Origin of the sequence: Candidatus Coxiella mudrowiae (genome assembly GCA_001077715.1) — a bacterium.
Classification (GTDB): Bacteria; Pseudomonadota; Gammaproteobacteria; order Coxiellales; family Coxiellaceae; genus Coxiella; species Coxiella mudrowiae.
This window is the reverse complement of sequence record CP011126.1, coordinates 1,549,383-1,572,151: the sequence shown is the minus strand read 5'-3', so window position 1 is coordinate 1,572,151 and position 22,769 is coordinate 1,549,383. Positions and strand designations below refer to the sequence as shown.

Here is a 22,769-nt window from a genome sequence, read left to right as displayed (position 1 = left end):
AGAGACCGTTGCGGAAACTCCCTTGTGAGGCTCGCTCAGGCTCTCTCTTATCTCCATTTTTTTCAAAAGTGGGCTATAGATTTAGATGTGTTGTGGAAAAAAGTGGTATAATGTGGATAAATGTGGAACTATTCTGATGTTTCGAAGCTTCACTAGACATAGAAGAACGCTGTCTTTTAATTTATCCCCACCCCTCAGTGGGAAGAAATTGAAAAAATTAGAGAGTCTACCCAGATACCATCCGGTAAGCCAGCGAATTCAACGGCTATTGATTTGGGCCATGCGACTGAAGTGGAGTTGGAGCATCATGGCCGGATTTTAGTGCCTCCACTTTTGCGAGAGTATGCGCGATTAGGACAGATGGTAATGCTGGTATGGTAGGACAAGGGAAAAAATTGAATTATGGGGTGAATCGCAATGGGAGGTTGGTGCGCGAGGATTGGTTGTCAGAAGAACTTCCCAGAGAAGAGAAACTGCCCCCAGAATTAAGAACAATTTCTTTATAAAATGATGCATCGACCGGTTTTATTTAATGAAGTTATGGAAGGACTCGCTATTCGTCAAAACGGAATTTATGTCGATGCGACATTTGGTAGAGGGGGAAACAGTCTCGGTTTGTTGCAGCGACTTGGGCCGGAGGGCCGTTTGCTGGCAATGGATAAAGATCCCGAGGCCATTGCAACCGGTGTTGAAGGCCCTTTTCGAAACCAACGATTCGCTATCGTCCATGAGACTTTTTCGAATCTGGAAAGGGTGATACGGAATCGTGGATGGTACGGAAAAGTGAATGGAATTGTGCTTGATTTAGGTGTTTCATCCCCCCAATTAGATAAACCCAAGCGAGGTTTTAGTTTTACAAAGGATGGACCCTTAGATATGCGAATGAATCCAGAACAAAGCATGGATGCAGCGACTTGGCTCAATGAAGCCAGCAAAGAAGATATTCAGCGTGTGCTTTGGAATTATGGCGAAGAACGTTATGCCAAACGTATTGCGGAAGCAATTGTAAAAGCGCGGGAAGAGAAACCTATTACCCATACCTTGCAATTAAGCGAAATTGTAGCGAAGGCATCGCCTCGCCATAAAATTAAAAAACACCCAGCAACGCGCACCTTCCAAGCGATCCGAATTTTTATCAATCGTGAGCTGGATGAGTTGCGTGAATGCCTTCCTCAATGTTTGGAAATATTAGCGATAAAGGGTCGATTATGTGTGATTAGTTTTCATTCATTGGAAGATCGCATTGTTAAACGTTTTATTCAAAAAGAATCGCGTGATCTTTTGCCGCGGGAGTTGCCAATTTTGGCAAGCGAAGTGAAACACCGTTTGAAAAAAATAGGCGCTCTGATTAAGCCTACGGAGGCGGAAATCAGGGAAAATCTGCGAGCACGAAGTGCTCGCTTACGAATCGTGGAGAAATTAGCATGAACACTGCAACTCGTGTCATTGTCTCAGAAAGTCTAAGGAGACAAAGCCGCACGTTTCAAATAACGAAACGAGGAATTTTGGTTGTTTCCTTAGTGATTGCTTTATTATGTTCAGCCTTTGGAGTTGTTTACGTTAAAGATCTTAATCGACGATTGTTTATTCAATACCAAATTTTACAGCGTAAAAAAGCTGAAGAACTTATTCAATGGGGAAAATTGTTATTAGAACAAAGTACCTGGTCCACACAATCGCGGATTCAACAGGTAGCGCAAAAACAATTGGGGATGCAAATTCCCACTGCAAAGGAAGTGATATTAGTCAATGGATATGACGCGAATGTCGCCCTTAGGTAAATTTACGTGCAACAACGAACTTGGCGGTTTTATGCGTTATGGTTTTTATTGTGTGTCGCGGTGGTCGGATTGTTATGGCGTTTGATTGATTTAAACATCCTAGATCGATCTTTTTTACTAAAACAAAGCAAGGCAAGAATCATTCGTCTTGTCAATATTCCAGCCTATCGCGGTATGATTACCGATCGATTAGGAGTACCGCTAGCCATTAGCACGCCCGTTGATTCTATTTGGATCAATCCACAACTGTTTCAAGCAACACCTTCTCAAATTGTTGCACTTTCGTGTGTCTTGCACCTGCCTATTTCTTTTATTAAAAAACGAATTCAACATAAAGCAAATCACCAATTTGTCTATTTAAAACGAGGTAACCCCACTTATATTGCAAAAGAAATTTGCCAATTAAATATTCCAGGTATTTTTTTTCAACATGAATATCGGCGTTATTATCCCGAAGGAGAGGTGACAGCCCATGTAGTGGGACTCACTAATATTGATGATCAAGGACAAGAAGGTTTGGAGTTAGCTTACAACCAATGGTTGGCAGGAGAACCCGGTAAGACGGAAGTAGTTAAAGACCGTCTGGGTCATATAGTGGCGGATATTGCCATGGTGAAAAAACCAATTCAAGGGCATGATTTAACTTTAAGCATCGATCATCGTATTCAATATCTAGCTTATCAAGCTTTAAAAGAAACAGTTTCTACTTATCATGCGAAAGCAGGTTCCGCGGTAGTCTTGGATGTAAAGAGTGGAGAAATTTTAGCAATGGTTAATCAGCCTAGTTACAACCCCAACAATCGTCCCGCCGATCACGATGGTCGTTACCGCAATCGGGCAGTGACAGATATGTTCGAACCCGGTTCCGTGATTAAAGCATTTACTATTGCTTTGGCGTTAGAAAGTGGAAAGTATACTCCGGACACTAAGATTGATACCAACCCGGGATGGATGAAAATTGGCGGTTACCGGATTAGCGACGATGAGTTAAATTTTGGCGTTATTTCACTCACCCAGTTATTGCAGCATTCAAGTAATATCGCTGCAGCAAAAATTTTACTCTCATTGGAACCCCAACATTACTACGCCTTATTACGAGCATTAGGATTTGGCCAGCACACTAGTAGCAGCTTTCCCGGAGAATCTTCCGGCGCATTAGTTTCCCACGACACTTGGGTGCCTTCCGTCGTGGCAACTTTAGGGTATGGGTATGGTATGGCAGTCACCACTCTTCAATTGGCCCAAGCCTATGCTATTTTGGGAGCTGGAGGAATTAAAAGGCCGGTAACTTTCTTAAAAGTAGAGCATCCCCCGACTGGTGTGCGGGTTTTGCTAGAAAAGGTAGCAAAAACAATTGTAGGAATGTTGGAAACCGTGGTTCAAAAAGGGGGTACGGGAACTCGAGCAGCCGTGTATGGATATCGTGTTGCGGGTAAAACCGGCACGACTTATATTGCGGGTCCTAAAGGCTACGATAAGCACCATTACATGTCTTCTTTCGTCGGACTGTCGCCGGCTAACAATCCTCAGTTAGTAGTGGCTGTCGTTATCCGCGAACCTCAAGATGAACATTTCGGGGGACTTGTGGCGGCTCCTTTATTTTCTAAAATTATGAGTGGATCTTTGCGATTACTGGACATTCCGCCAACGCCCTTAACTTAATCTTCCTCATAATATATACCCTGGTACAAGAGTTCCCACTAAGGTTCTGGGTGGTGATTTTTACTCTGCATGGGCTCTTCACTGGCCAATCCTCGCTAATCGTTGGCGTTAGTCGCTCCAAAATCACCATCCAAAACTAGCCGGGAACCGCTGCTGATTCGGGTTATAGCTTCGCTTAGAAGATCTCCTGACTTATAATTTCTTAGATGAACGGCGTCTCTCTTAATCGATTGGTGAAAGGATTCAGCAATGAGCTGTCATCCGATGTGTTAATTCAAGGACTTCAAACTGATAGTCGAAAAGTCCAGAAAGGCGATCTTTTTATTGCTTATCCGGGGATGCATTCAGACGAACGTCAGTATATTAAAGAAGCGATTGATAGACAGGCGGTGGCTGTGTTTTTCGATCCACATGATTATAAACTTTCTATAGAGAGCTCAGTTCCTCTAATTCCTATTTCACGATTACAAAATCAGGTGGGAGAAATTGCCGCTCGTTTTTATAGCCATCCCACAAAGCACCTGAAAATTATCGGCGTCACAGGAACCAATGGAAAAACTTCATGCACGCATTTTATCGCCCAATTGTTGGAATCCCAAGGGATGCCGTGCGCGATAGTAGGGACTCTCGGCTATGGTTTTGTAGGAAATTTAACAAAAACAAATTACACCACTCCGGATCCTCTTCAATTGCAACAAGCTTTTGTGCAAATGCGCAAAGAAGGGGCGAGGGCTGTTGCAATGGAAGTTTCCTCACACGCCTTAGATCAACATCGAGTGAGTGGGGTGCATTTTGATATTGCCGTTTTCACCCAGTTATCTCGTGATCATCTAGATTATCATGGAAGTATGGAAAATTATGCTCGGGCAAAAGAATTATTGTTTCAGCAAATTGGTTTAAGTTACGGAGTGGTTAATTGCGATGATGAGTTTGGCAGATGCCTTATTGCGAAATATCATAAAAAACTCATTCTGATTGGTTATTCTATGAAGAGAATAAAGGATGATCGAGTTCCTTTAATAATGGCAACAGCTATAAAAACATTAGCCCAAGGATTTTCGGTGACGGTTCAAACTCCGTGGGGAAATGGTACATTAACTATCCCTCTCTTTGGACGATTTAATATTAGTAATCTCTTGCCTGTCATCGGGGTTTTAGGATTATCGGGTGTGTCTTTAGAAAAAGCATTTTTGGAGTTATCAAAATTAAAAAACGTTCTTGGTCGAATGCAGTCAGTTGAATGTGCAAGTGGTCCTCAGGTGGTGGTGGATTATGCGCATACTCCCGATGCCTTAGAAAAGGCGTTGATGTCACTGCGAGAGCATTGCCGTGGCCAATTAATTTGTATTTTTGGTTGTGGTGGCGATCGCGATCGAGGAAAGCGTCCGCAAATGGGGGTTATTGCGGAACGCTATGCGGATCAGGTTATCGTGACTAATGATAATCCCCGCAGCGAATCGCCTTTAGCAATTATCCAAGATATTAAAGCAGGGTTTAAAAATCCGCAGTCAGTGATAGTTGAAACTGACCGTGCTGCTGCAATTCATTATGCGGTGCAAAAAGCCACCGTTGATGATATTGTTTTAATCGCAGGTAAAGGACATGAAACCACCCAAGTCATCGGCAGGGACGTCTTACCTTTTAATGATGTGCAGGAGGCCCAGAAGGCGTTAAACCTATGAAACTTTCACAAATAGCTCACATTCTTAATGCAAAATTCAAGGGAAAAGATGGAGATTTCGAATCTATCAGTACCGATACTCGCACCATTCAACCCGGGAGTCTTTTTATTGCTTTGCAAGGTCCGCATTTTGATGCTCATAATTTCATAGATACGGCGGTGGAACGAAGGGCCATGGGAGCGATTGTGAGTCGTTGGATAGAAATACCCTTGCCCCAAATTTGTGTCAATGATACCCATGCCGCTCTTATTCAATTAGGAAGTCACCAACGCGATCAAATGAGAAAAGTAATTGTGATAGCGGTGACAGGGAGTTGTGGTAAAACAACCACCCGAGCATTACTCGCCAGTGTCTTTCGCCAGAAGGGAAATGTGTTAGCTAGCGAAAGAAGCTTTAACAATAATATTGGATTACCATTGACTTTGATGCGATTGCGTGCCGAGCATGATTATGCTGTTGTAGAACTTGGAGCCAACCATCTTGCTGAAATTGCTCAGTTAGCGGAAATAGCAAAATCCAACATCGCTATTATCACCAATGCAGGCCCTGCGCATTTAGAGGGTTTTGGCAGTATTGAGGGCGTAGCAAAAGCTAAGAGTGAAATTTATCAAAGATTACCCCCGAATGGGATTGCTATCGTTAACAACGACGATCGTTTTAGAGATTTCTGGCGAGAAATAATAGGTGTTCGGCGAATTATTACTTTTGCGTGTAATAACCGAGCCGATGTTGCCGCAAAAAATATTTCAGTAAACCCCGAAGGGCAATCCCGCTTCCGTTTAATTTTGCCGAATGGGGAAGTTGATGTTCAATTGTCGCTTTTAGGAAAACATAATGTAATGAATGCCTTAGCAGCAGCGGCGGCGGCCTACGCTCAACAGTTGCCGATTATGACGATAAAAGCCGGTTTAGAGGCAGCTTCGGCAGTTAGCGGACGTTTAGCGTCTCTAAAAGGGTATCGAGGAGCCACTATTATTGACGATAGTTATAATGCTAATCCTTTATCAGTATCGGCTGCTATCGACGTTTTAGCTACTTGTGGCAGTCGCTCGATTTTGGTTTTAGGAGATATGAGGGAATTAGGTGAAGAAGGAGATCAATTACATCGTAAAATGGGTGAGCAAGCGTTGCAGTCTGGTATTCATGAACTCTTTTGTTATGGATCTTTAACCCGACATACCGTTGAGGCTTTTGGCAAAAATGCGTATCATTTTGATGATCAAGAGAAATTACTGAGAGCGTTAAAAAATAATTTAGATGAAAATACGGTCGTGTTGGTAAAAGGTTCCCTTTACATGAATATGGGAAAAATTGTGAAGGGACTAATCGAGGAATAAGCATGCTACTCTGGCTCACTAATTTTTTAAGTCACCATTTTTATAGTTTTCGCGTTTTTAATTATTTAACATTTCGTTCTATCGTAAGTGCTTTGACTGCATTGATTATTGTTCTCGCTTTTTCTCCCTATTTAATAAAAAAACTTAAAAAATTACAAATTGGCCAAATGGTAAGAAATGATGGTCCTCAAGCCCATTTGAAAAAATCCGGCACTCCTACTATGGGCGGTATTCTCATTATTTTGGGTATTGCCATTAGTGCGTTATTGTGGGGAGACCTTACCAGTCGATTTATATGGATTATTTTATTGGTTATAGTAGCCTTCGGGCTTATAGGCTGGGTTGACGATTATCGTAAGGTAATTAAAAAAAATAGTAAGGGGTTATCTGCGCGTTCGAAATACCTACTTCAATCCCTAATTGGCCTCGTAGCAGCGATTTACCTCTACCTCACCGCCACAACTCCTGCCGAAATTCAATTAGTCATTCCTTTTTTAAAAAATGTATCCCCTAATTTAGGCCTTCTTTATCTTTTTCTTGCTTATTTTGTCATAGTGGGTAGCAGTAACGCCGTAAATTTAACCGATGGTTTAGATGGTTTAGCTCTTATTCCAACTATAGTAATTGGGGGGGCACTAGGAATTTTCGCTTATTCTAGTGGGAACCACCTTTTTGCAGAATATTTAGTGATTCCTTATATTCCAGGGGTAGGTGAAATCGTTGTTTTTTGCAGTGCTTTAGTTGGCGGAGGCCTGGGTTTTTTGTGGTACAACGCTTATCCGGCGCAAGTTTTTATGGGAGATGTAGGTTCATTAGGGTTGGGTGCTGCTTTAGGAATAATTGCGGTAATAGTTCGTCAGGAAATAGTTTATTTTTTTATGGCAGGGATTTTTGTTCTAGAAACTCTCTCCGTCATTATCCAGGTAGGTTATTTTAAACTATCAGGGGGTAAAAGGATTTTTCGGATGACACCACTGCATCATCATTTTGAATTAAAAGGTTGGCCTGAGCCCAAAGTTATTGTTCGGTTTTGGATTATTACTTTTATTTTAGTGCTTTGTGGGTTGGCTACCTTGAAATTGAGATAATATGATAGACAAACAACTAACCGTCATTTTAGGCTTAGGAAAAACCGGATTATCCTGTGCCCAATTTTTGGCGGAAACAAATCAACCATTTGCGATTACTGATAACCGACAAGAACCTCCACAATTAAAAAAATTTGTCCAAGCTTATCCCTATGCCAAATTAGCGCTAGGGGGATTTTCTGAAAATTTATTAAATGAAGCACACCAAATTGTATTAAGTCCCGGTGTACCTCTTTATGATCTCGCCATTGTCAAGCAAGTGGCGATAGGTAAACCTATTATTGGTGATATTGAATTATTTGCTCGCGCCGTCAAAAAACCCGTTATCGCCATTACGGGCTCCAATGGTAAGACAACGGTGACGACCGTTGTAGGCTTAATGATGAAGGCCGCAGGGATAAATGCTGTTGTTTGTGGTAACATCGGACAACCGGTATTACAGCAACTCCACCTCGATCCTGAATATTACATTCTGGAATTATCGAGTTTTCAATTGGAAACAACCTCTTCCCTCCAACCTCACGCTGCGACGGTACTGAATATTAGTGAGGATCATATGGATCGCTATGCTAGTTTTGAAGAGTATATTCGAGCCAAACAACGAATCTATAATTTCTGCCGGACTCCTATTGTCAATGGGGATGAACCGGAAATCTGGAAAAAAATTTTATTTAAGGAAAAACCTCTATCCTTTGGATTACAGAATCGTGCTGATTTTTCGTTAATAGAACATAATCATAAAACTTTCCTCGCCTATCAACGCAAGAGGCTTATGCCTATTGAAAAGTTAAAACTAAACGCCAGCCATCATATTCAAAATGCATTGGCTGCTTTAGCCTTAGGAAAAGCAGTAGGTGTACCTATGGAGGCTATGCTTGAGGTTTTGCGTGACTTTACGGGAATCCGTCATCGTTGTCAGTGGGTACGAAAATACAAAGACGTTGATTATTATAACGATTCAAAAGGAACCAATGTCGGTGCAACCCAAGCAGCTATTGTAAGCTTGGGAGAAGTTGCCAAAGGAAAATTAATTTTAATTGCGGGTGGCCAAGGTAAAGGCGCTGATTTTTCGGCTTTAAGGAACGTAGTCAAGCGTTATTTGAAACAAATCGTTCTAATTGGCGAAGATGCGCCACTATTAGAAAAAGCTCTGCAGCGCTACACAAAAATCTCGCGTGCTTCTTCCATGGAAGAAGCTGTAAAACAATCTACCGACATTGCTCAACAGGGTGATGTCGTTTTGTTATCCCCTGCCTGTGCCAGTCATGATATGTTTAAAAACTATGAACATCGGGGTGATGTGTTTATTGAAATGGTAGAAGGACTTTAATGCGGCAAAAATCGCCAGCCTTAGGACTTTACGACCGTTGGATTATTATTTCTACTTTATCCTTGTTAGCCTTGGGTTTACTCATGGTGGCTTCGGCTTCTATGGTTATTTCAGATCGTCAATTTGGTTATCCTTTTCATTATTTTATTCACCAACTGGTTTATTTAATTTTAGGCTTATTGCTTGCTGTTACAGCTTCTCGCGTGCCAATTAAAATTTGTCAGAAATATAGTGGTTATTTATTTTTATTAAGTTTTTTATTGTTAATAATCGTCTTATTGCCCGGGATTGGCAGAACGGTTAACGGGAGCCGACGTTGGATCCAGTTGGGATTTTTCTCATTACAGATCTCGGAAATAGTAAAATTGGCTGCAATTTTATATTTAGCGAGTTATTTGCAACGCTACCAGAACGAAGTACGTAAAGAGCTTAAAGGTTTTTTAAAACCTATGGTTCTCGTGATGTTTTTGTCCAGCTTATTATTATTAGAGCCTGATTTTGGTGCCGCTGTGGTAGTTACTATGACCTATATGGCTCTTTTATTTCTCGGCGGTGTGCGCTTGTGGCCTTTTTGTGTGTTATTAATTTTAGTACTAATTTCCTTAGCCTTATTGGCAGTTTTATCCCCTTATCGATTGCAGCGACTAACCGCTTTTTTAAACCCGTGGCATAATGCGTTTGGTTCAGGTTATCAATTAATTCAATCGTTAATTGCTTTTGGACGCGGAGGGTTATTCGGTGTTGGTTTAGGCAATAGCATACAGAAGCTGTTTTATTTGCCGGAAGCGCACACGGATTTTTTATTTGCAGTGCTTGCTGAAGAGCTGGGTCTCATTGGCGAGCTTTTGGTATTTACCTTATTTATTATTTTAATTGTTCGCATTTTTGTAATTGGGCGCTGTGCCGAAACAAATAATCAATTATTTTCAGCCTATGTCGCTTACGGATTTGCTTTATGGCTTGGCTTGCAGACACTCATCAATATTGGTGTCAACATAGGTGTTTTACCGACTAAAGGTTTAACTTTACCTTTTATCAGCTATGGAGGAAGTAGCATGCTGATTAATTGTTTAGTGATTGGAATCTTACTGCGAATTGCTTATGAAGTTCACCAGGAAAATGGTACGAAGGGATCACGATTGACGAATTATTAATGCTGGGATTATGCCTGCGCTTGAACAATGAAAAAAACCAGTCAGGCAGCCTAATGGGAAACTCTGCTGGGCAGTAAATAAATGAAGCGAATATTAATTATGGCTGGAGGCACGGGAGGGCATATATTTCCTGCTCTAGCGGTGGTGCGTGCCCTGCAACAGCAAGGCGTAGAGATTTATTGGTTAGGAACTGCGAGCGGCTTGGAAAAGAAACTGGTTTCTCCCGAATTTCCATTGAGTTTTATCCAAATTAGAGCACTTCGAGGAAAAGGATTGTTACAGAAGTTTTTTCTGCCTTTTCGTCTGGCTCGAGCCGTTTTCCAATCTTATCGAGTGATCCGACGAGTGAAGCCCCAAATTATTTTAGGGATGGGAGGATATGTGGCAGGGCCTGGTGGTCTTGCCGCCTGGTTGACTTGTACTCCAATGGTAATTCATGAGCAAAATGCGGTGGCAGGATTAACTAATCGTGTGTTAGCAAAAATAGCCCGCTCTGTGCTACAAGCTTTCCCGGGGGCTTTTGCTGGGGGGGGGGGCGTAAGGACTACCGGAAATCCCATCCGAGCTGAATTAATCAACACGCCTTTGCCGCGAGTCCGCTTGCTGAATCGGCAAGGTCCTCTGCGAGTTTTGGTCTTGGGGGGTAGTCAAGGTTCTCGTCTGATTAACCAAAAAATGGTGATTGCTCTAAGGAATTATCCTAATCCCCAAGAACTCATGCTATGGCATCAAACGGGTCAGGCGGATTTCGAGCGGCTTAAAAAAGCTTATGAAATGCTGGACTTCGAAGCACGAATCGATGCATTTATCGATGATATGGCAAAGGCCTACACATGGGCTGATTTAATTGTGTGCCGCTCGGGTGCTTTAACGGTAAGTGAAATTGCAGCGGTAGGTGTAGCCAGTATTTTTGTTCCCTATCCTTATGCTGTAGATGATCATCAATTTCACAACGGTCGCTTTTTAGAGCAAGCAGGGGCTGCTATTATTATTCCAGAGAAATCATTAACGGAAAAATGTTTGATCCTTTATTTTGAGAAATTTGCTCGCGACAGAAATCGTCTGTTAACAATGGCAGAATGCGCGCGAAATTTAGCGGAGCCTAAAGCTGTGCAGAATGTGATTAGTGAATGTAAGAAGCTGTTATGATTCTGGATGGAAAAGTAATTAAGCATATTCATTGCCTAGGGATTGGCGGAATTGGCGTTAGCGCGCTTGCTGAAATTTTATTGAAAAAAGGATACCAAGTTAGTGGTTCTGATATTGCTCCCAATAAAAACACCGAAAGGCTCCATCGTTTAGGAGCTGAAATCATATTTAATCATAACGGGACAGCTGTCGTGCGGGCCGATTGTGCTATTTATTCGAGCGCAATTACGTTGACTAACCCTGAATTCATTACCGCCCAACAAGCCAAAATCCCGCTCTTAAAGCGGGGTCAAATGCTGGCTAAAATGATGGCGGATTACCAATCGATTGCAGTGGCCGGTGCCCATGGAAAAACTACCACTAGTGCTCTTCTGGCTAGTACTTTTGTTACTGCTGATTTAGATCCTACGTTTATGGTTGGCGGTGTGCTAAATGATAGCCAAACGCCTGTTCGGGTAGGAAATGGACCTTATTTTATTGCCGAAGCCGATGAGAGCGATGCATCTTTTCTCTATATGTATCCTAACATTGGCATAATAACAAATATCGATGCCGACCATCTAAGCACCTACGGAGGAGATTTTAATTGCTTGAAAAAAACCTACGTACAATTTCTTCATCAAATTCCCCAAGGGGGAGTGGCTGTTTTGTGTAGGGATGATCCTGTGTTGAATGAGTTAATTCCCACGTTACCTCAGAGAGTGATTAGCTATGGATTTTCAGCGGAAGCCGATTATCGAGCGAATAATTATTTACAAAAAGGGTTACAAACCCATTTTCAAGTTCATCGCTCGTTACAAGATAAATCGCCTTTGCCGGTTAAGCTTAATCTAGCGGGTCGCCATAACGCCCTTAACGCTTTAGCGGTCATAGGGGTCGGTGAATTAATTGGGATGGATGAAAAAAAAATGTTGAAATCCTTGGCGCAATTTCCTGGAGTAGATCGTCGTTTTGCTATTCGAGGTGGAATAGTTCTTTCGAATGGACAAGCGCTGGTGATTGAAGATTATGGGCATCACCCGAATGAAATCAAAGCGACTCTATCAGCGGCGCGTGCTGCCTGGCCTAAAAGGCGGCTTATTCTTGTTTTTCAGCCGCACCGTTACAGTCGGACACAAGAATTAATGCACGATTTTGCTTCAGTTTTAACAGAGCCTGATTTATTAATATTGCTTGAGGTTTATAGTGCAGGGGAAACACCTATTCCAGGGGCCGATGGAAAAACATTATTAAAGATTATCGAGCAACAGACCACTAAAAAGGCTGCCTTTGTCCCAGGATTGCAAGATTTGCCGAAAATATTGCGAAAGTTGGTGCAACCCAATGACGTAGTTATTCTGCAAGGTGCCGGTAATGTGGGATCTGCTGCAACCACTTTAATCGGAAGCCCACCAGTGAGTTTCTTTTAATTAGCAGGGTTCTTATGCGGGAAGAAAAATTTAATAATGTACGAGGGAATTTAATTTATAACCATAATTTAGCGCGTTACACTTCCTGGCGAGTGGGCGGTAATGCCGAACGATTTTATCGGCCTGCTGATTTAGCGGATTTACAAAATTTCCTTGGCCAATTACCACCTGGTGAGCCATTAACCTGGTTGGGTTTAGGGAGTAATGTTTTAATTCGGGATGGTGGAATCAAAGGAACAGTAATTTTAACTTTGAACCGATTAAAGGACGTTTCATTTTTTAAAGAAGATGAGCGACTAATGATCCGTGCCGAATCGGGTGTAACTTGTGCTAAGTTAGCAAAATTTTGTGCGAGCCAAGGGCTAGAGGACGGCGCTTTTTTTTCGGGAATTCCGGGAACCGTAGGCGGAGCTTTAGCCATGAATGCTGGTGCTTTCGGCGGAGAAACCTGGCGTCATGTTGTTCGTGTGGAAATAGTCGACCATGGAGGTGTTCTCCATAAGCGACAGCCGGATGAGTTTAAAATTAGTTATCGCGAAATTCAGGGTCTTACCAATCATTTTTTTGTCGCCGGTTATTTTTGTTTTAATCAGGGGGATGCTACTAGAGCTAAGAAAGCCATAAGTGAGTTGTTAAAAAAACGCAGTAGCTCTCAACCCATCGGGACTTTTAGTTGTGGTTCCGTTTTTCGAAATCCGCCGGGCAATTATGCAGCCCGACTCATTGAATCTGCAGGATTGAAGGGAAAAAAAATCGGTAATGCAGAAGTTTCAGAAAAAAATGCTAATTTTATTTTAAATAAAGGCGAGGCAAACGCTTCCGATATCGAACGTTTAATTCAACACGTTGCCCAGCGAGTTTATGAAATTCATAGCATCCAATTGATAAGAGAAGTACATATTATTGGTGATCATCAAATCGCGTAAGAAAAATAAATATTCGTGGACAATCCAACTGCGAAAATCAATTCCTTCTCTTTTAGGGCTAGTCGTTTTTGCTGTGATTTTAGCGGGAATATTTACCTTACGTAATCCTAAAACCTTGCCTTTTCGTCAGATTGAAATAACCGCGACTGGGATTCACCTGCAAATACCAGAATTAAAGAATATTGTAATTCATCATATAAACGGAGGGTTTTTTTCTTTTAATGCTCGTGAATTGCGATCCGCTTTAACGGCGTTACCATGGGTGTATGATGTTTCTATTCGGCGAATGTGGTCGAGTAAATTAGAAATTGCAGTCGCGGAGCAAAAGCCTTTAGCCCGATGGAACAAAACTCAATTAGTATCCAAGATAGGTACATTGTTTACCCCGCCCATCGCGACAATTCCTAAAGATTTGCCTGAACTCAAAGGATCTGAGGGCAGTGAAAAAATTGTTCTTGCTCGATTTGAACAGTTTGATCGATTATTGGAACCGTTGCATATAAAAATAACCGCCTTGCGGGTAAGTGATCGTGAAGCTTGGTTTTTCGTATTAAACAATCATATCCAAGTTTATTTGGGGCGTGAAGATATCGATCAACGATTTGAAAAGCTGGTTCGTTTTTATCGCCAAATTATTGGGAATCGAAGCGAGCACGTTGAACATATCGATCTTCGTTATCCCAATGGCTTAGCCGTTCAATGGAAGAGCGCGCCCTCGCCCTAACTCGTCTTCTAATGCAGAAGGAAATTAACTCGCTCCGAATGTAGCATGAGGCTCTGGTCCTTCCTTCCTCCCTTTCTTCCATAGATAAACTAGTGGTTTTGGCTTCCCAGGGGGCTAATATTTTTAATTCCTAAGCTAGCGAGTAAATCCACAATAAGGGTTTCCCTAATTTGCGGGACAGGTGTAGCCCGCCAGTAGTTCAGCAATTGCCTCTCGATTGGTGGAGAATTTCCCATAGTGTTGAGCATCATATTCCTAAGAGGTCTATCAAATTAAGATTAATGTCCAGGCTAGCCGTTAACTGAAGAATAAAAGATACCGCCTTGGTATTTCGATTCTAGGCGGCACAATGTAGTGTGCGAGTAGATTGTCGATTTCTGCCACGAAGGAGGGCGAGAAAACGCAGGGTAACCAGAAGCTCAGGATTTTGAGCCTCTCATATAGTCATATGCAGTGTTTACAAAGACTGTAATTGCGTATTTTATAGTTTCGACAGAACGGCTTTGGGCAGTGGAGAAGCAATATATTATGTTCCATCCTATCGAGGCTGTTCGCAGGAATTCCCCACTCCGTGATGGAAGAATTCATTGCTTCAATAGCACCTTTCCCCGCTGCCGAAAGAAGTATGTCTGTGCCATCGCCGTCTCTTCATGCAATCCTTAGGAATATTAAGCGTTTCTACTCAATATTTCATTACGCGTATAGCATTGCCGCGAGCAGCGTAATGCAATGCATTCTGCCCATCCTCATCTCCGCTATGGAGATTAATTTCCAAAATTAATAGCGTATTTCATTCCTTCGACAAAATTATTTTGTGCGGCGAGGTCGAGCACATTAGCATCCTGGGTGTCTGTGAAATCTCTTACAACCTCAAATTCTTCATGGGCATATCGCATAGCTTCAAGAGAACCACTTTTAAGGTCGCCATATACAGGAGATTCGTATTATTGGCATCATTATTTGCACCAGGTTGGATTCTCAAGCGACTGCGAATAAGCCTTATCCGCAGTTGCGTTCCCACTCAGTGTCACCCAATGCAAGGCGTTGGTGCCCACGTAGGTCCTTGGTTTTCGTGCTGAGTCCTTTTAGCAAGGGCTTCTTCTATCGCAGATTCCTCCTCACCCGCTGAGACAATAAAGTTGCCAAAGCATTACGAAAAGTCTTTCAAAAGAAGGGATTTTCTTTAACGTTTGAATAAGTTTATCGTGATTTTTGATAGAACGGTAAACCTCAATTAAATTCAAAAGCTTGGTTTATAACTGAGATCGGAATAATTAGTGACGCTAATGGTAATATGGGTTGTTAATTTCGAGCTGAAAAATCGGCAAGTTGGTTGAGCTCTTGCTAAATCTCGTACCGATAAAAAAGCAGATAGGGTATTTTCAAAAAATGACTGAGGGAGCGCCTTAATAATCTTTCATCGCCACATGGTCATGAAACCTTTACGTTTGGACGACTCGTTTTCATTAGCAAAGCGGCCTGAATTGCTTGGCTCTGCGCTAACGGCCATGGTTTGCAGAATGCCGAAAATAGTTAATAAAAAGAGTGAAAGAAAACTAATAGAGGGATAAGAAGGCAATAAGCCGATGAGCGATGTTGCATTAGCTTGAGTTTTGAATAGAAAGGAAAATGTTTTACTTGTAAGTAATAAATTCCAAATTCATAGGGTGGGATAATATTCGCTACATTACGCACTACAAATAATTTCCCTGGGTCGCACTGAAGAACTAAGGCGGGATCAACGCGCGAATCGAAACAAGCTACTACCCTGATTTCAGGGCGTTAACCATAGTAAGCCAAATCCTGCATGACAGAGTTATTACCAGTGGCGTATTTTTTTCGGAAAGAACGGGGTAGTCTTGAATAATTTTGTTAAAAGATTTTTCATTTTACGAAGTATGGTCTACGATTATTTTCCAACCTGCTTGAGTGTGTTGGAAAAGAGTTGTAAAAAGCACTAGAAAAAAATGTTTCCTGAAGTCTGCTTTAAATAATAACGACCCACAACTAAAACATAATCCTGTGATAACCAATCGATCCGATAAGGGAATAAAGTTAGTTTTCCCATCGCTTTTGAGTTGGGAAAGCGATGGATTAAATTTTCTCGGATTTGAGAGTAGCCGTGAACGAGAGAATGCGTGATGTATAACGTGTCCGGAGAGTTATGATAGATTTTCAAATATTGTTCGAGATTGCCTTGGTTCCAAGGTTGGGTTGCTGTCATTAAGATGGCGTATTTATGTACAGGAATGAGCGAAAATCAGGGGCGTATAGTAGAGGAATAGAGCGATTAAAAAGACACTCGTGAAATTTTTTTACTTGTTAATCTCATTAAGATTATTTTTGAAAGTATGCCTTTTCTACCAACTAATGTAATTGTACAAGTTTTAGATTATATTTTCCATCCTGAATTGAATTAATTTTAGACGCTCTCTTAATTTTAAGTATAAAATGAAGAAAATGCTATAAGATTTTAATTATTTAAAAAAAATATTTAAGAGTAATAAAATTTAAAAAAAGAGTGCTAGGATTACGATTAATTTTTAATAGTGCTTTCAAGGTATATCGCTTATACTAATGATTTAACAGTCAATGTGAGTGGAGACACAGGGAGACTTTGGCAACTATGCCGAAAAATCCGGAAAAAAACCTTATTTTTGCGTTAGATATTGGCACTAGCAAAATAGCTGTGCTCGTTGGAGAAGGGGGCCAAGATAACCAAATTGAAGTTATTGGTTTTGGAACACATCCATCGCGTGGATTAAAACGTGGTGTAGTAGTCAATATTGAATCAACCGTGCAATCAATTCAGCGCGCGGTTGAGGAAGCAGAATTAATGGCTGGCTGTGAAATTCGCTCTGCTTACACGGGGATTGCCGGTAGTCATATTCGCAGTTTAAATTCTCATGGGATTGTGGCAATTCGCGATCGCGAAGTTAATCAATCGGATGTAGATCGGGTAATCGATGCAGCGAAAGCAGTGGCTATTCCTGCTGATCAAAAAATACTCCATATTTTGCCGCAAGAATTCATCATTGATAACCAAGAAGGTGTTCGCGAACCTGTGGGAATGTCAGGTGTTCGCTTGGAAGCGAAAGTACATATCGTTACCGGCGCCGTGAGTGCTGCTCAGAATATTACCAAATGTGTTCGCCGTTGCGGGTTGCAAGTGGGTGATATTGTTTTGGAACAGCTTGCTTCGAGCCATTCGGTATTGACTGATGATGAAAAAGAATTAGGTGTTTGCATGGTTGATATTGGCGGGGGTACCACGGATATGGCTATCTTTACAGAAGGGGCTATTCGTCATACTTATGTTATTCCGATTGCGGGCGATCATGTAACCAACGATGTAGCAGTAGCTTTGCGTACTCCTACGCAATATGCTGAGCAAATTAAAATGAAGCACGCGTCAGCATTGCCGGAAGAAGTTGATCCTGAAGAAACCATACAGGTCCCGAGTGTTGCTAAACGACCACCAAAACAAGTCCCCAAAAGAGCACTGGCTCAGGTAGTTGCTGCGCGCTATGAGGAATTATTCGAATTGGTATTGACCGAATTGCGACGTAGTGGCTTTGAAGACTTAATTTCTGCTGGTATCGTTTTGACAGGCGGTGCTTCGCGAATTTTCGGATGTGTTGAATTGGGTGAAAAAATTTTCCAAATGCCCGTGCGGCTGGGGTTGCCTCAGTACGTTAACGGATTAGCAGATGTTCGAGATAATCCCATTTATGCAACAGCAGTCGGCTTATTGATCCACGGCCATCAAAATCAAAACAACAATCCAGCGACGTTTGATTTAGATTACAGTTTGAGTTTATGGCAACGAATGAAAAGTTGGTTCCAGGGGAATTTTTAGGAGAAAGAGCATGTTTGAGCTTGGCGAAACTTCACCCCAAGATGCCCAAATAAAAGTAATTGGTATCGGAGGGGGCGGCGGAAATGCAATCGAGCATATGATTGCTGAAAGTATTGATGGCGTCGAATTCGTTTGTGCGAACACCGATGCTCAAGCATTGGGTCGTTCCAGTGCTCGAATCGTGCTCCAGTTAGGTGAAGAAATAACAAAAGGTTTGGGTGCGGGTGCAGATCCGAATATTGGACGTCAGGCAGCTGAAGAAGCGCACGATCGGATTCGAGAAATTCTCGAAGGAACTGATATGGTTTTTTTAACGGCCGGCATGGGGGGCGGTACTGGAACCGGGGCGGCGCCGATATTTGCGGAAGTGGCTAAAGAATTAGGAATATTAACCGTCGCTATTGTGACCAAGCCGTTTGTTTTTGAAGGTAAAAAGCGAATGGAAGTGGCTGAAGAAGGAATTAAAGCATTAACTAAATATGTCGATTCCTTAATTACTATTCCTAATAATAAATTGCTGAATGTGCTGGGTAAAAATATTACCTTATTAAATGCATTTAAAGCTGCCAATAACGTATTGTTAGGTGCAGTGCAAGGTATTGCGGATTTAATCACCCGTCCGGGTTTAATCAACGTGGACTTTGCGGATGTGCGAACAGTGATGTCCGAAATGGGTATGGCTATGATGGGGACGGGTGTTAGCAGTGGTGAAAATCGTGCACGCGAAGCCGCCGAAGCAGCTATTGCCAGCCCATTATTGGAAGACGTAGATTTCACAGGTGCCCGTGGAGTATTGGTAAATATTACCGCCGGAATGGATCTTTCTATCGGAGAATTTGAGCAAGTAGGTGAAGCTGTTAAAGCATTTTCATCGGAAAACGCAACGGTAGTGGTTGGCACAGTGATCGATCCTGAAATGAGCGATGAATTACGAGTGACTGTTGTGGTTACTGGACTTGGTACGCAAAATAGTCGAGGTGCTAGTGTGCCTCTTAAACCTGTAAAAAATACAAAAAACGATGGCACGTTAGATTATCACCAATTGGATCGTCCGACGTATATGCGAAACCAAGAACCCTCTAAACGAACAATGGAAATAGAGGAACAGCGAGACCGTGATTTTGAATATTTAGATATTCCTGCTTTTTTACGCCGTCAGGAAGAAGATTAACGTTTGTAAAACGTGCCTCTCTCTTTTTTTTGGGGATAATTGTGTTCCTGTTAAATTTAAATAAAGGATATGCTAGAATGCGCCTCTTTTTGGGAAAGGATTGAAATAATGATCAAGCAAAGAACTTTGAAAAATGTTGTCAGAGCAACCGGTGTTGGTGTTCACACTGGAGAAAAAGTTTATTTGACCCTCCGTCCCGCGCCATCCAATACCGGCATTATCTTTTACCGAACGGATTTAAATCCTATTGTAGAAATTCCTGCCACAGTTAATCATATTGGTGATACCAGTTTATCGACTTGTTTAGCAAAAGACGATGTTCGGGTGGCTACTGTCGAACACTTATTGTCGGCTTTAGCGGGTGTTGGTATTGATAATTTATATATTGATCTCACTTCGCCAGAGCTTCCTATTATGGATGGAAGTGCTGGTCCTTTTGTATTTTTAATCCAGTCGGCTGGGATTGAAGAACAAAATGCTGCTAAAGAATTTATTCGAATTAAAAAAAGGATTAAGGTAGAAGACGGCGAAAAAAGTGTAATGATTGAACCCTATAACGGATTTAAAATTAGTTTTAGTATCGATTTCGATCATCCTTTATTTAATGAACAGAACCAAAATGCAACTCTTGATTTTTCGAGCACTTCCTATGTAAAAGAAGTTTCTCGTGCACGCACTTTTGGTTTTTTGTCGGACTATGAATTTATTCGAAAAAATAATTTAGCCCTAGGTGCTAGTTTGGATAATGCGATTGTCTTAGATGAATATAAAATTTTAAACCAAGATGGCTTGCGTTACTCTGATGAATTCGTTAAACATAAAATCCTCGATGTGATTGGGGATCTTTATTTATTAGGCTATGGACTAATTGGAGCTTTCCATGGGGTTAAATCTGGTCACACTCTAAATAGTTCTTTATTAAAGAAATTATTAGCTCAAAAAGACGTTTGGGAAATTATTACTTTCAAAGATTCTTCAGAATTACCATTTGCTTTTACTCCCACCGCTGTAGCTGCTTAATCTGATCGGATAAATTAATTATTCCTTTGATGCCGCATGGAGGCTTATTCCTATTTTGTATGCACGATGAAAATAGGCATTTTTTTATTTTGTTGTAAATTAAAATATTTCTATTTAGAAAATTTTATTCTCATTCTGAAAATAAATCACTTCATAGCTAAAAAGTACCGCTATTCTAATTGTTCCCAAAAAATAATATTTTAATAATATTTTAATAATTTCAGAATATAATCTGTCATATTATTTTAAATAATAATTAAATTCAAATGAGAAGAAATTATGAGACCTGCCTAAAGAAACTATAATAGAAATGTCAATGATCGACCCATCTCCCCGCCTATTATCTTCTGAATTAGCTAATTGGGTCGAAAGAATAAAAACTTAAAATTCTTTGACAATGAGTCAATTATGAAATTAGTGAAGAACATCGAAAAAAAAGATTGAAGAAAAAAATAGAAAAAATCAGTCATGGACTTTTCCTGATGTATCGAAGATTTTTGCTAATTTTTCTTTTAGTAGTTTTCTTCTACATCTATTTATTTTCCTGGCGGCAAGCTATTTTTCAGTTGGAAAACTTTTTTAGTAATTCAAGTTGCTAAAGAATCCATTCATAACGAATTATCTTTTGCTTCGGATCAAGTGAACAAGTTTGGAAACCAGTGAGTTTACCCTTGATTTAGGCTTTAACATTATCATGATAGAAACTCCGTCTTACAATTCCTTTGCTCATGCCATTTCTTCAGTAAAATTAAATGAAATACAAGCATAACCTTATGCTAACCTCATAAAGGGAATAAAATAAGTATAAAGGGAAAATAAGTAAGTGGGGAGCGTACACCTCACCTCATATCAGAAAAAACGCGGTATTGGATATTTGTTTGATAAATTTAATCCTGATAAAATAAGAAAGGAACCTAGAAAATTATTTAATTCTGCTTTAAATAGCTCAAAAGAGCAAATTGAAAAATAAAAATAGACATAAAAAGCGAATTGGATATCCTTGTTGCGTCTTCTCTAAAAAAATTTAATGAAGCCAAAAAAAATAAGTGAGCAGAAACTTAAAAATTTAGTGAAGAGCTGAAAAAACAAAAATTTAAATAGTTAACGATGCTATTAACAGAATTAACGCTGTTAAAGACAAAGCGATTGGAGAAGTTGAATCGGTTGAGATTACTATAAAGGATGGCGTTGTTGCTGTGGGGGTGCCAACGTAGAGCAAGAAATAAACCGCTTAAAAGTTGAAAGTATAAAATTAATTAATGCAGCTGAGAAAGAAATAATCGATGCTATTAATTTTTCGCTGGAAAAAATTTTAGAATTTGGTAAACCGATAGTAAAATCGCCTGCTTCATCGGCTTGCGAGGTAATTGACTGGACGGATCAAGAAGTCATAGTCCGTGGTAGTTAATAATTATCATTGGTAATTCCTTCGATAACATTTACGTTATTAATTGCTGTTCTTTATAAACTTCGTATACACCAAATGTTAGGTATTATCGTCGGTTTAGGAACTTGCATGGTAAAAACCACAAAGGCGTGTTTACAAACTGACAAGGAATTGAAGCCTTCAAATCTCTTTTTAAAAAAGCCAGAAGCACAAAAAAACTTATGAGCTTATAGCTGTTTGTAGGTATGCCTTTTATTGGAAGCTTCATCCCCACCCTGATAAGGATGTTAAGAAGGAGGTAGAAGAAGCTCTTAGGACTATTTCTGCGAAAGAACTGCCAAAAGCAACTATACAAAGCATACATAACTATCAGAAGTTATTGATGGCTGCATTAAAGGATATTATTCTTCCTCACGAAGAAAGTGAGTTAATGAAAACAACATTTGAGTTGCAATTAATCGCACCAACGGTTAATTCTTCCTACCATTCTGGTAAATAAAAATTGTCTCCGCGAGAAGGTCTCAGAAGTTTGTGCCAAGATGCCAATAACCCAGAGCTCAAATGAAGTAAATTCTCGGACTCAAGGTCCGCATCTATTTTGCTCTAGCAGAAATTCTGACGTAACAGAAGATATCACGCCAGACGAAACTTATATACTTTCTTTTAACCATTAGAAATTATTGGTAAATCTGACTCGGCTTTAAATTAATATTTGAGTCTGCTGCGCCTATCTCTTCTATAAATCGGGTCGAACCCGACATTGGATCCTCTGAATCGCAAGATCTTGCTGAGCAAGCTGTTCCAATAAATGAGGAACTAAGTAGCGAACTCGGGTAGCCCAAACTGGGCTCTTTAACTGGAGGGTTAACGTTCCCTGCGAAAGATTCATAATTCGGCAATGAGGAACAATTTCTGGAGGCAGAATTTGATTCAAAAACCTTTCCACGGCGAGGATTTGCTGTGCTTTTTGGACAAGTAGCTTAAGTGAATTGGTTTGAAAACACTGTTTAATCGATTTGGCATCACTGGCTTGCATTTACTTCATACTATGAGAAAATTCTCCTTCATCCATCAATGATATACAATGCCG

The 22,769-nt window shown here is 40.7% G+C and carries 19 protein-coding genes and 1 pseudogene; 16 read left to right on the top strand and 4 right to left on the bottom strand.

Annotation, left to right across the window (positions count from 1 at the left end; translation table 11 throughout):
• Positions 1–273: 273 nt before the first annotated feature.
• From CleRt_RS14580 to CleRt_RS07305, 13 genes are all read left to right on the top strand, one after another.
• Positions 274–381 (top strand): MraZ-related protein, encoded by a 108-nt coding sequence (locus tag CleRt_RS14580; RefSeq protein WP_503465668.1) that lies wholly within the window; start codon positions 274–276, stop codon positions 379–381.
• Between the two features lie 126 nt (positions 382–507).
• Positions 508–1,428, top strand: coding sequence for a 16S rRNA (cytosine(1402)-N(4))-methyltransferase RsmH (gene rsmH / locus CleRt_RS07360; RefSeq protein ID WP_048875638.1), 921 nt, complete (start codon positions 508–510; stop codon positions 1,426–1,428).
• Positions 1,425–1,781: a cell division protein FtsL gene (gene ftsL, locus CleRt_RS07355; protein WP_048875637.1), complete on the top strand. Its 357-nt coding sequence runs from the start codon at positions 1,425–1,427 to the stop codon at positions 1,779–1,781. Before rsmH ends, ftsL begins: the two co-directional genes overlap by 4 nt.
• 6 nt (positions 1,782–1,787) lie before the next feature.
• A complete protein-coding gene (locus tag CleRt_RS07350; protein WP_235379009.1) occupies positions 1,788–3,443 on the top strand; it encodes a peptidoglycan D,D-transpeptidase FtsI family protein in 1,656 nt (551 codons plus the stop codon).
• A 206-nt stretch (positions 3,444–3,649) separates the two neighbouring features.
• Complete coding sequence (locus tag CleRt_RS07345) at positions 3,650–5,125, top strand: UDP-N-acetylmuramoyl-L-alanyl-D-glutamate--2,6-diaminopimelate ligase (RefSeq protein WP_048875635.1); 1,476 nt, start codon at positions 3,650–3,652, stop codon at positions 5,123–5,125.
• The gene (locus CleRt_RS07340) at positions 5,122–6,462 is read left to right on the top strand and encodes a UDP-N-acetylmuramoyl-tripeptide--D-alanyl-D-alanine ligase (RefSeq protein WP_048875634.1); all 1,341 of its coding nucleotides are present in this window, start codon (positions 5,122–5,124) and stop codon (positions 6,460–6,462) included. Before CleRt_RS07345 ends, CleRt_RS07340 begins: the two co-directional genes overlap by 4 nt.
• 2 nt (positions 6,463–6,464) lie before the next feature.
• Complete coding sequence (gene mraY / locus CleRt_RS07335) at positions 6,465–7,550, top strand: phospho-N-acetylmuramoyl-pentapeptide-transferase (RefSeq protein ID WP_048875633.1); 1,086 nt, start codon at positions 6,465–6,467, stop codon at positions 7,548–7,550.
• Between the two features lies 1 nt (position 7,551).
• Complete coding sequence (gene murD / locus CleRt_RS07330) at positions 7,552–8,880, top strand: UDP-N-acetylmuramoyl-L-alanine--D-glutamate ligase (protein WP_048875632.1); 1,329 nt, start codon at positions 7,552–7,554, stop codon at positions 8,878–8,880.
• Positions 8,880–10,034: a putative lipid II flippase FtsW gene (ftsW, locus tag CleRt_RS07325; protein ID WP_048875631.1), complete on the top strand. Its 1,155-nt coding sequence runs from the start codon at positions 8,880–8,882 to the stop codon at positions 10,032–10,034. Before murD ends, ftsW begins: the two co-directional genes overlap by 1 nt.
• A gap of 81 nt (positions 10,035–10,115) precedes the next feature.
• Positions 10,116–11,183 carry an undecaprenyldiphospho-muramoylpentapeptide beta-N-acetylglucosaminyltransferase gene (gene murG, locus CleRt_RS07320; protein WP_048875630.1) on the top strand — a complete coding sequence of 356 codons (1,068 nt, stop codon included), beginning with the start codon at positions 10,116–10,118 and terminating at the stop codon, positions 11,181–11,183.
• Positions 11,180–12,592 (top strand): UDP-N-acetylmuramate--L-alanine ligase, encoded by a 1,413-nt coding sequence (gene murC / locus CleRt_RS07315; protein ID WP_048875629.1) that lies wholly within the window; start codon positions 11,180–11,182, stop codon positions 12,590–12,592. The genes murG and murC overlap by 4 nt, the downstream gene beginning before the upstream one ends.
• A 14-nt stretch (positions 12,593–12,606) precedes the next feature.
• The gene (gene murB / locus CleRt_RS07310) at positions 12,607–13,518 is read left to right on the top strand and encodes a UDP-N-acetylmuramate dehydrogenase (protein ID WP_048875628.1); all 912 of its coding nucleotides are present in this window, start codon (positions 12,607–12,609) and stop codon (positions 13,516–13,518) included.
• Positions 13,499–14,242: a cell division protein FtsQ/DivIB gene (locus tag CleRt_RS07305; protein WP_048875828.1), complete on the top strand. Its 744-nt coding sequence runs from the start codon at positions 13,499–13,501 to the stop codon at positions 14,240–14,242. Before murB ends, CleRt_RS07305 begins: the two co-directional genes overlap by 20 nt.
• Positions 14,243–15,006: 764 nt before the next feature.
• Here the strand turns inward: CleRt_RS07305 and CleRt_RS13570 are convergent.
• The 3 genes and pseudogenes from CleRt_RS13570 to CleRt_RS07300 all read right to left on the bottom strand — a co-directional run bounded on the left by CleRt_RS13570 (position 15,007) and on the right by CleRt_RS07300 (position 16,466).
• Positions 15,007–15,138, bottom strand: coding sequence for a hypothetical protein (locus tag CleRt_RS13570; RefSeq protein ID WP_306686693.1), 132 nt, complete (start codon positions 15,136–15,138; stop codon positions 15,007–15,009).
• 733 nt (positions 15,139–15,871) lie between these two features.
• A pseudogene (locus CleRt_RS12560) lies at positions 15,872–16,110 on the bottom strand (carbonic anhydrase); the annotation flags it as partial.
• 89 nt (positions 16,111–16,199) lie between these two features.
• Entirely contained in the window at positions 16,200–16,466 is a 267-nt protein-coding gene (locus CleRt_RS07300; protein WP_048875627.1) for a hypothetical protein, read from the bottom strand.
• A 393-nt stretch (positions 16,467–16,859) separates the two neighbouring features.
• On the opposite strand from CleRt_RS07300, the gene ftsA reads away from it, so the two are divergent.
• The 3 genes from ftsA (at position 16,860) to lpxC (ending at position 20,292) form a co-directional block, all read left to right on the top strand.
• Positions 16,860–18,101 carry a cell division protein FtsA gene (ftsA, locus tag CleRt_RS07295; protein ID WP_157870904.1) on the top strand — a complete coding sequence of 414 codons (1,242 nt, stop codon included), beginning with the start codon at positions 16,860–16,862 and terminating at the stop codon, positions 18,099–18,101.
• Between the two features lie 10 nt (positions 18,102–18,111).
• A complete protein-coding gene (gene ftsZ / locus CleRt_RS07290) occupies positions 18,112–19,272 on the top strand; it encodes a cell division protein FtsZ (RefSeq protein ID WP_048875625.1) in 1,161 nt (386 codons plus the stop codon).
• A gap of 108 nt (positions 19,273–19,380) precedes the next feature.
• A complete protein-coding gene (lpxC, locus tag CleRt_RS07285) occupies positions 19,381–20,292 on the top strand; it encodes a UDP-3-O-acyl-N-acetylglucosamine deacetylase (protein WP_048875827.1) in 912 nt (303 codons plus the stop codon).
• A 2,123-nt stretch (positions 20,293–22,415) separates the two neighbouring features.
• On the opposite strand, the gene CleRt_RS07275 is transcribed toward lpxC, so the two are convergent.
• A complete protein-coding gene (locus tag CleRt_RS07275) occupies positions 22,416–22,715 on the bottom strand; it encodes a DciA family protein (RefSeq protein WP_048875623.1) in 300 nt (99 codons plus the stop codon).
• Positions 22,716–22,769: the final 54 nt, after the last annotated feature.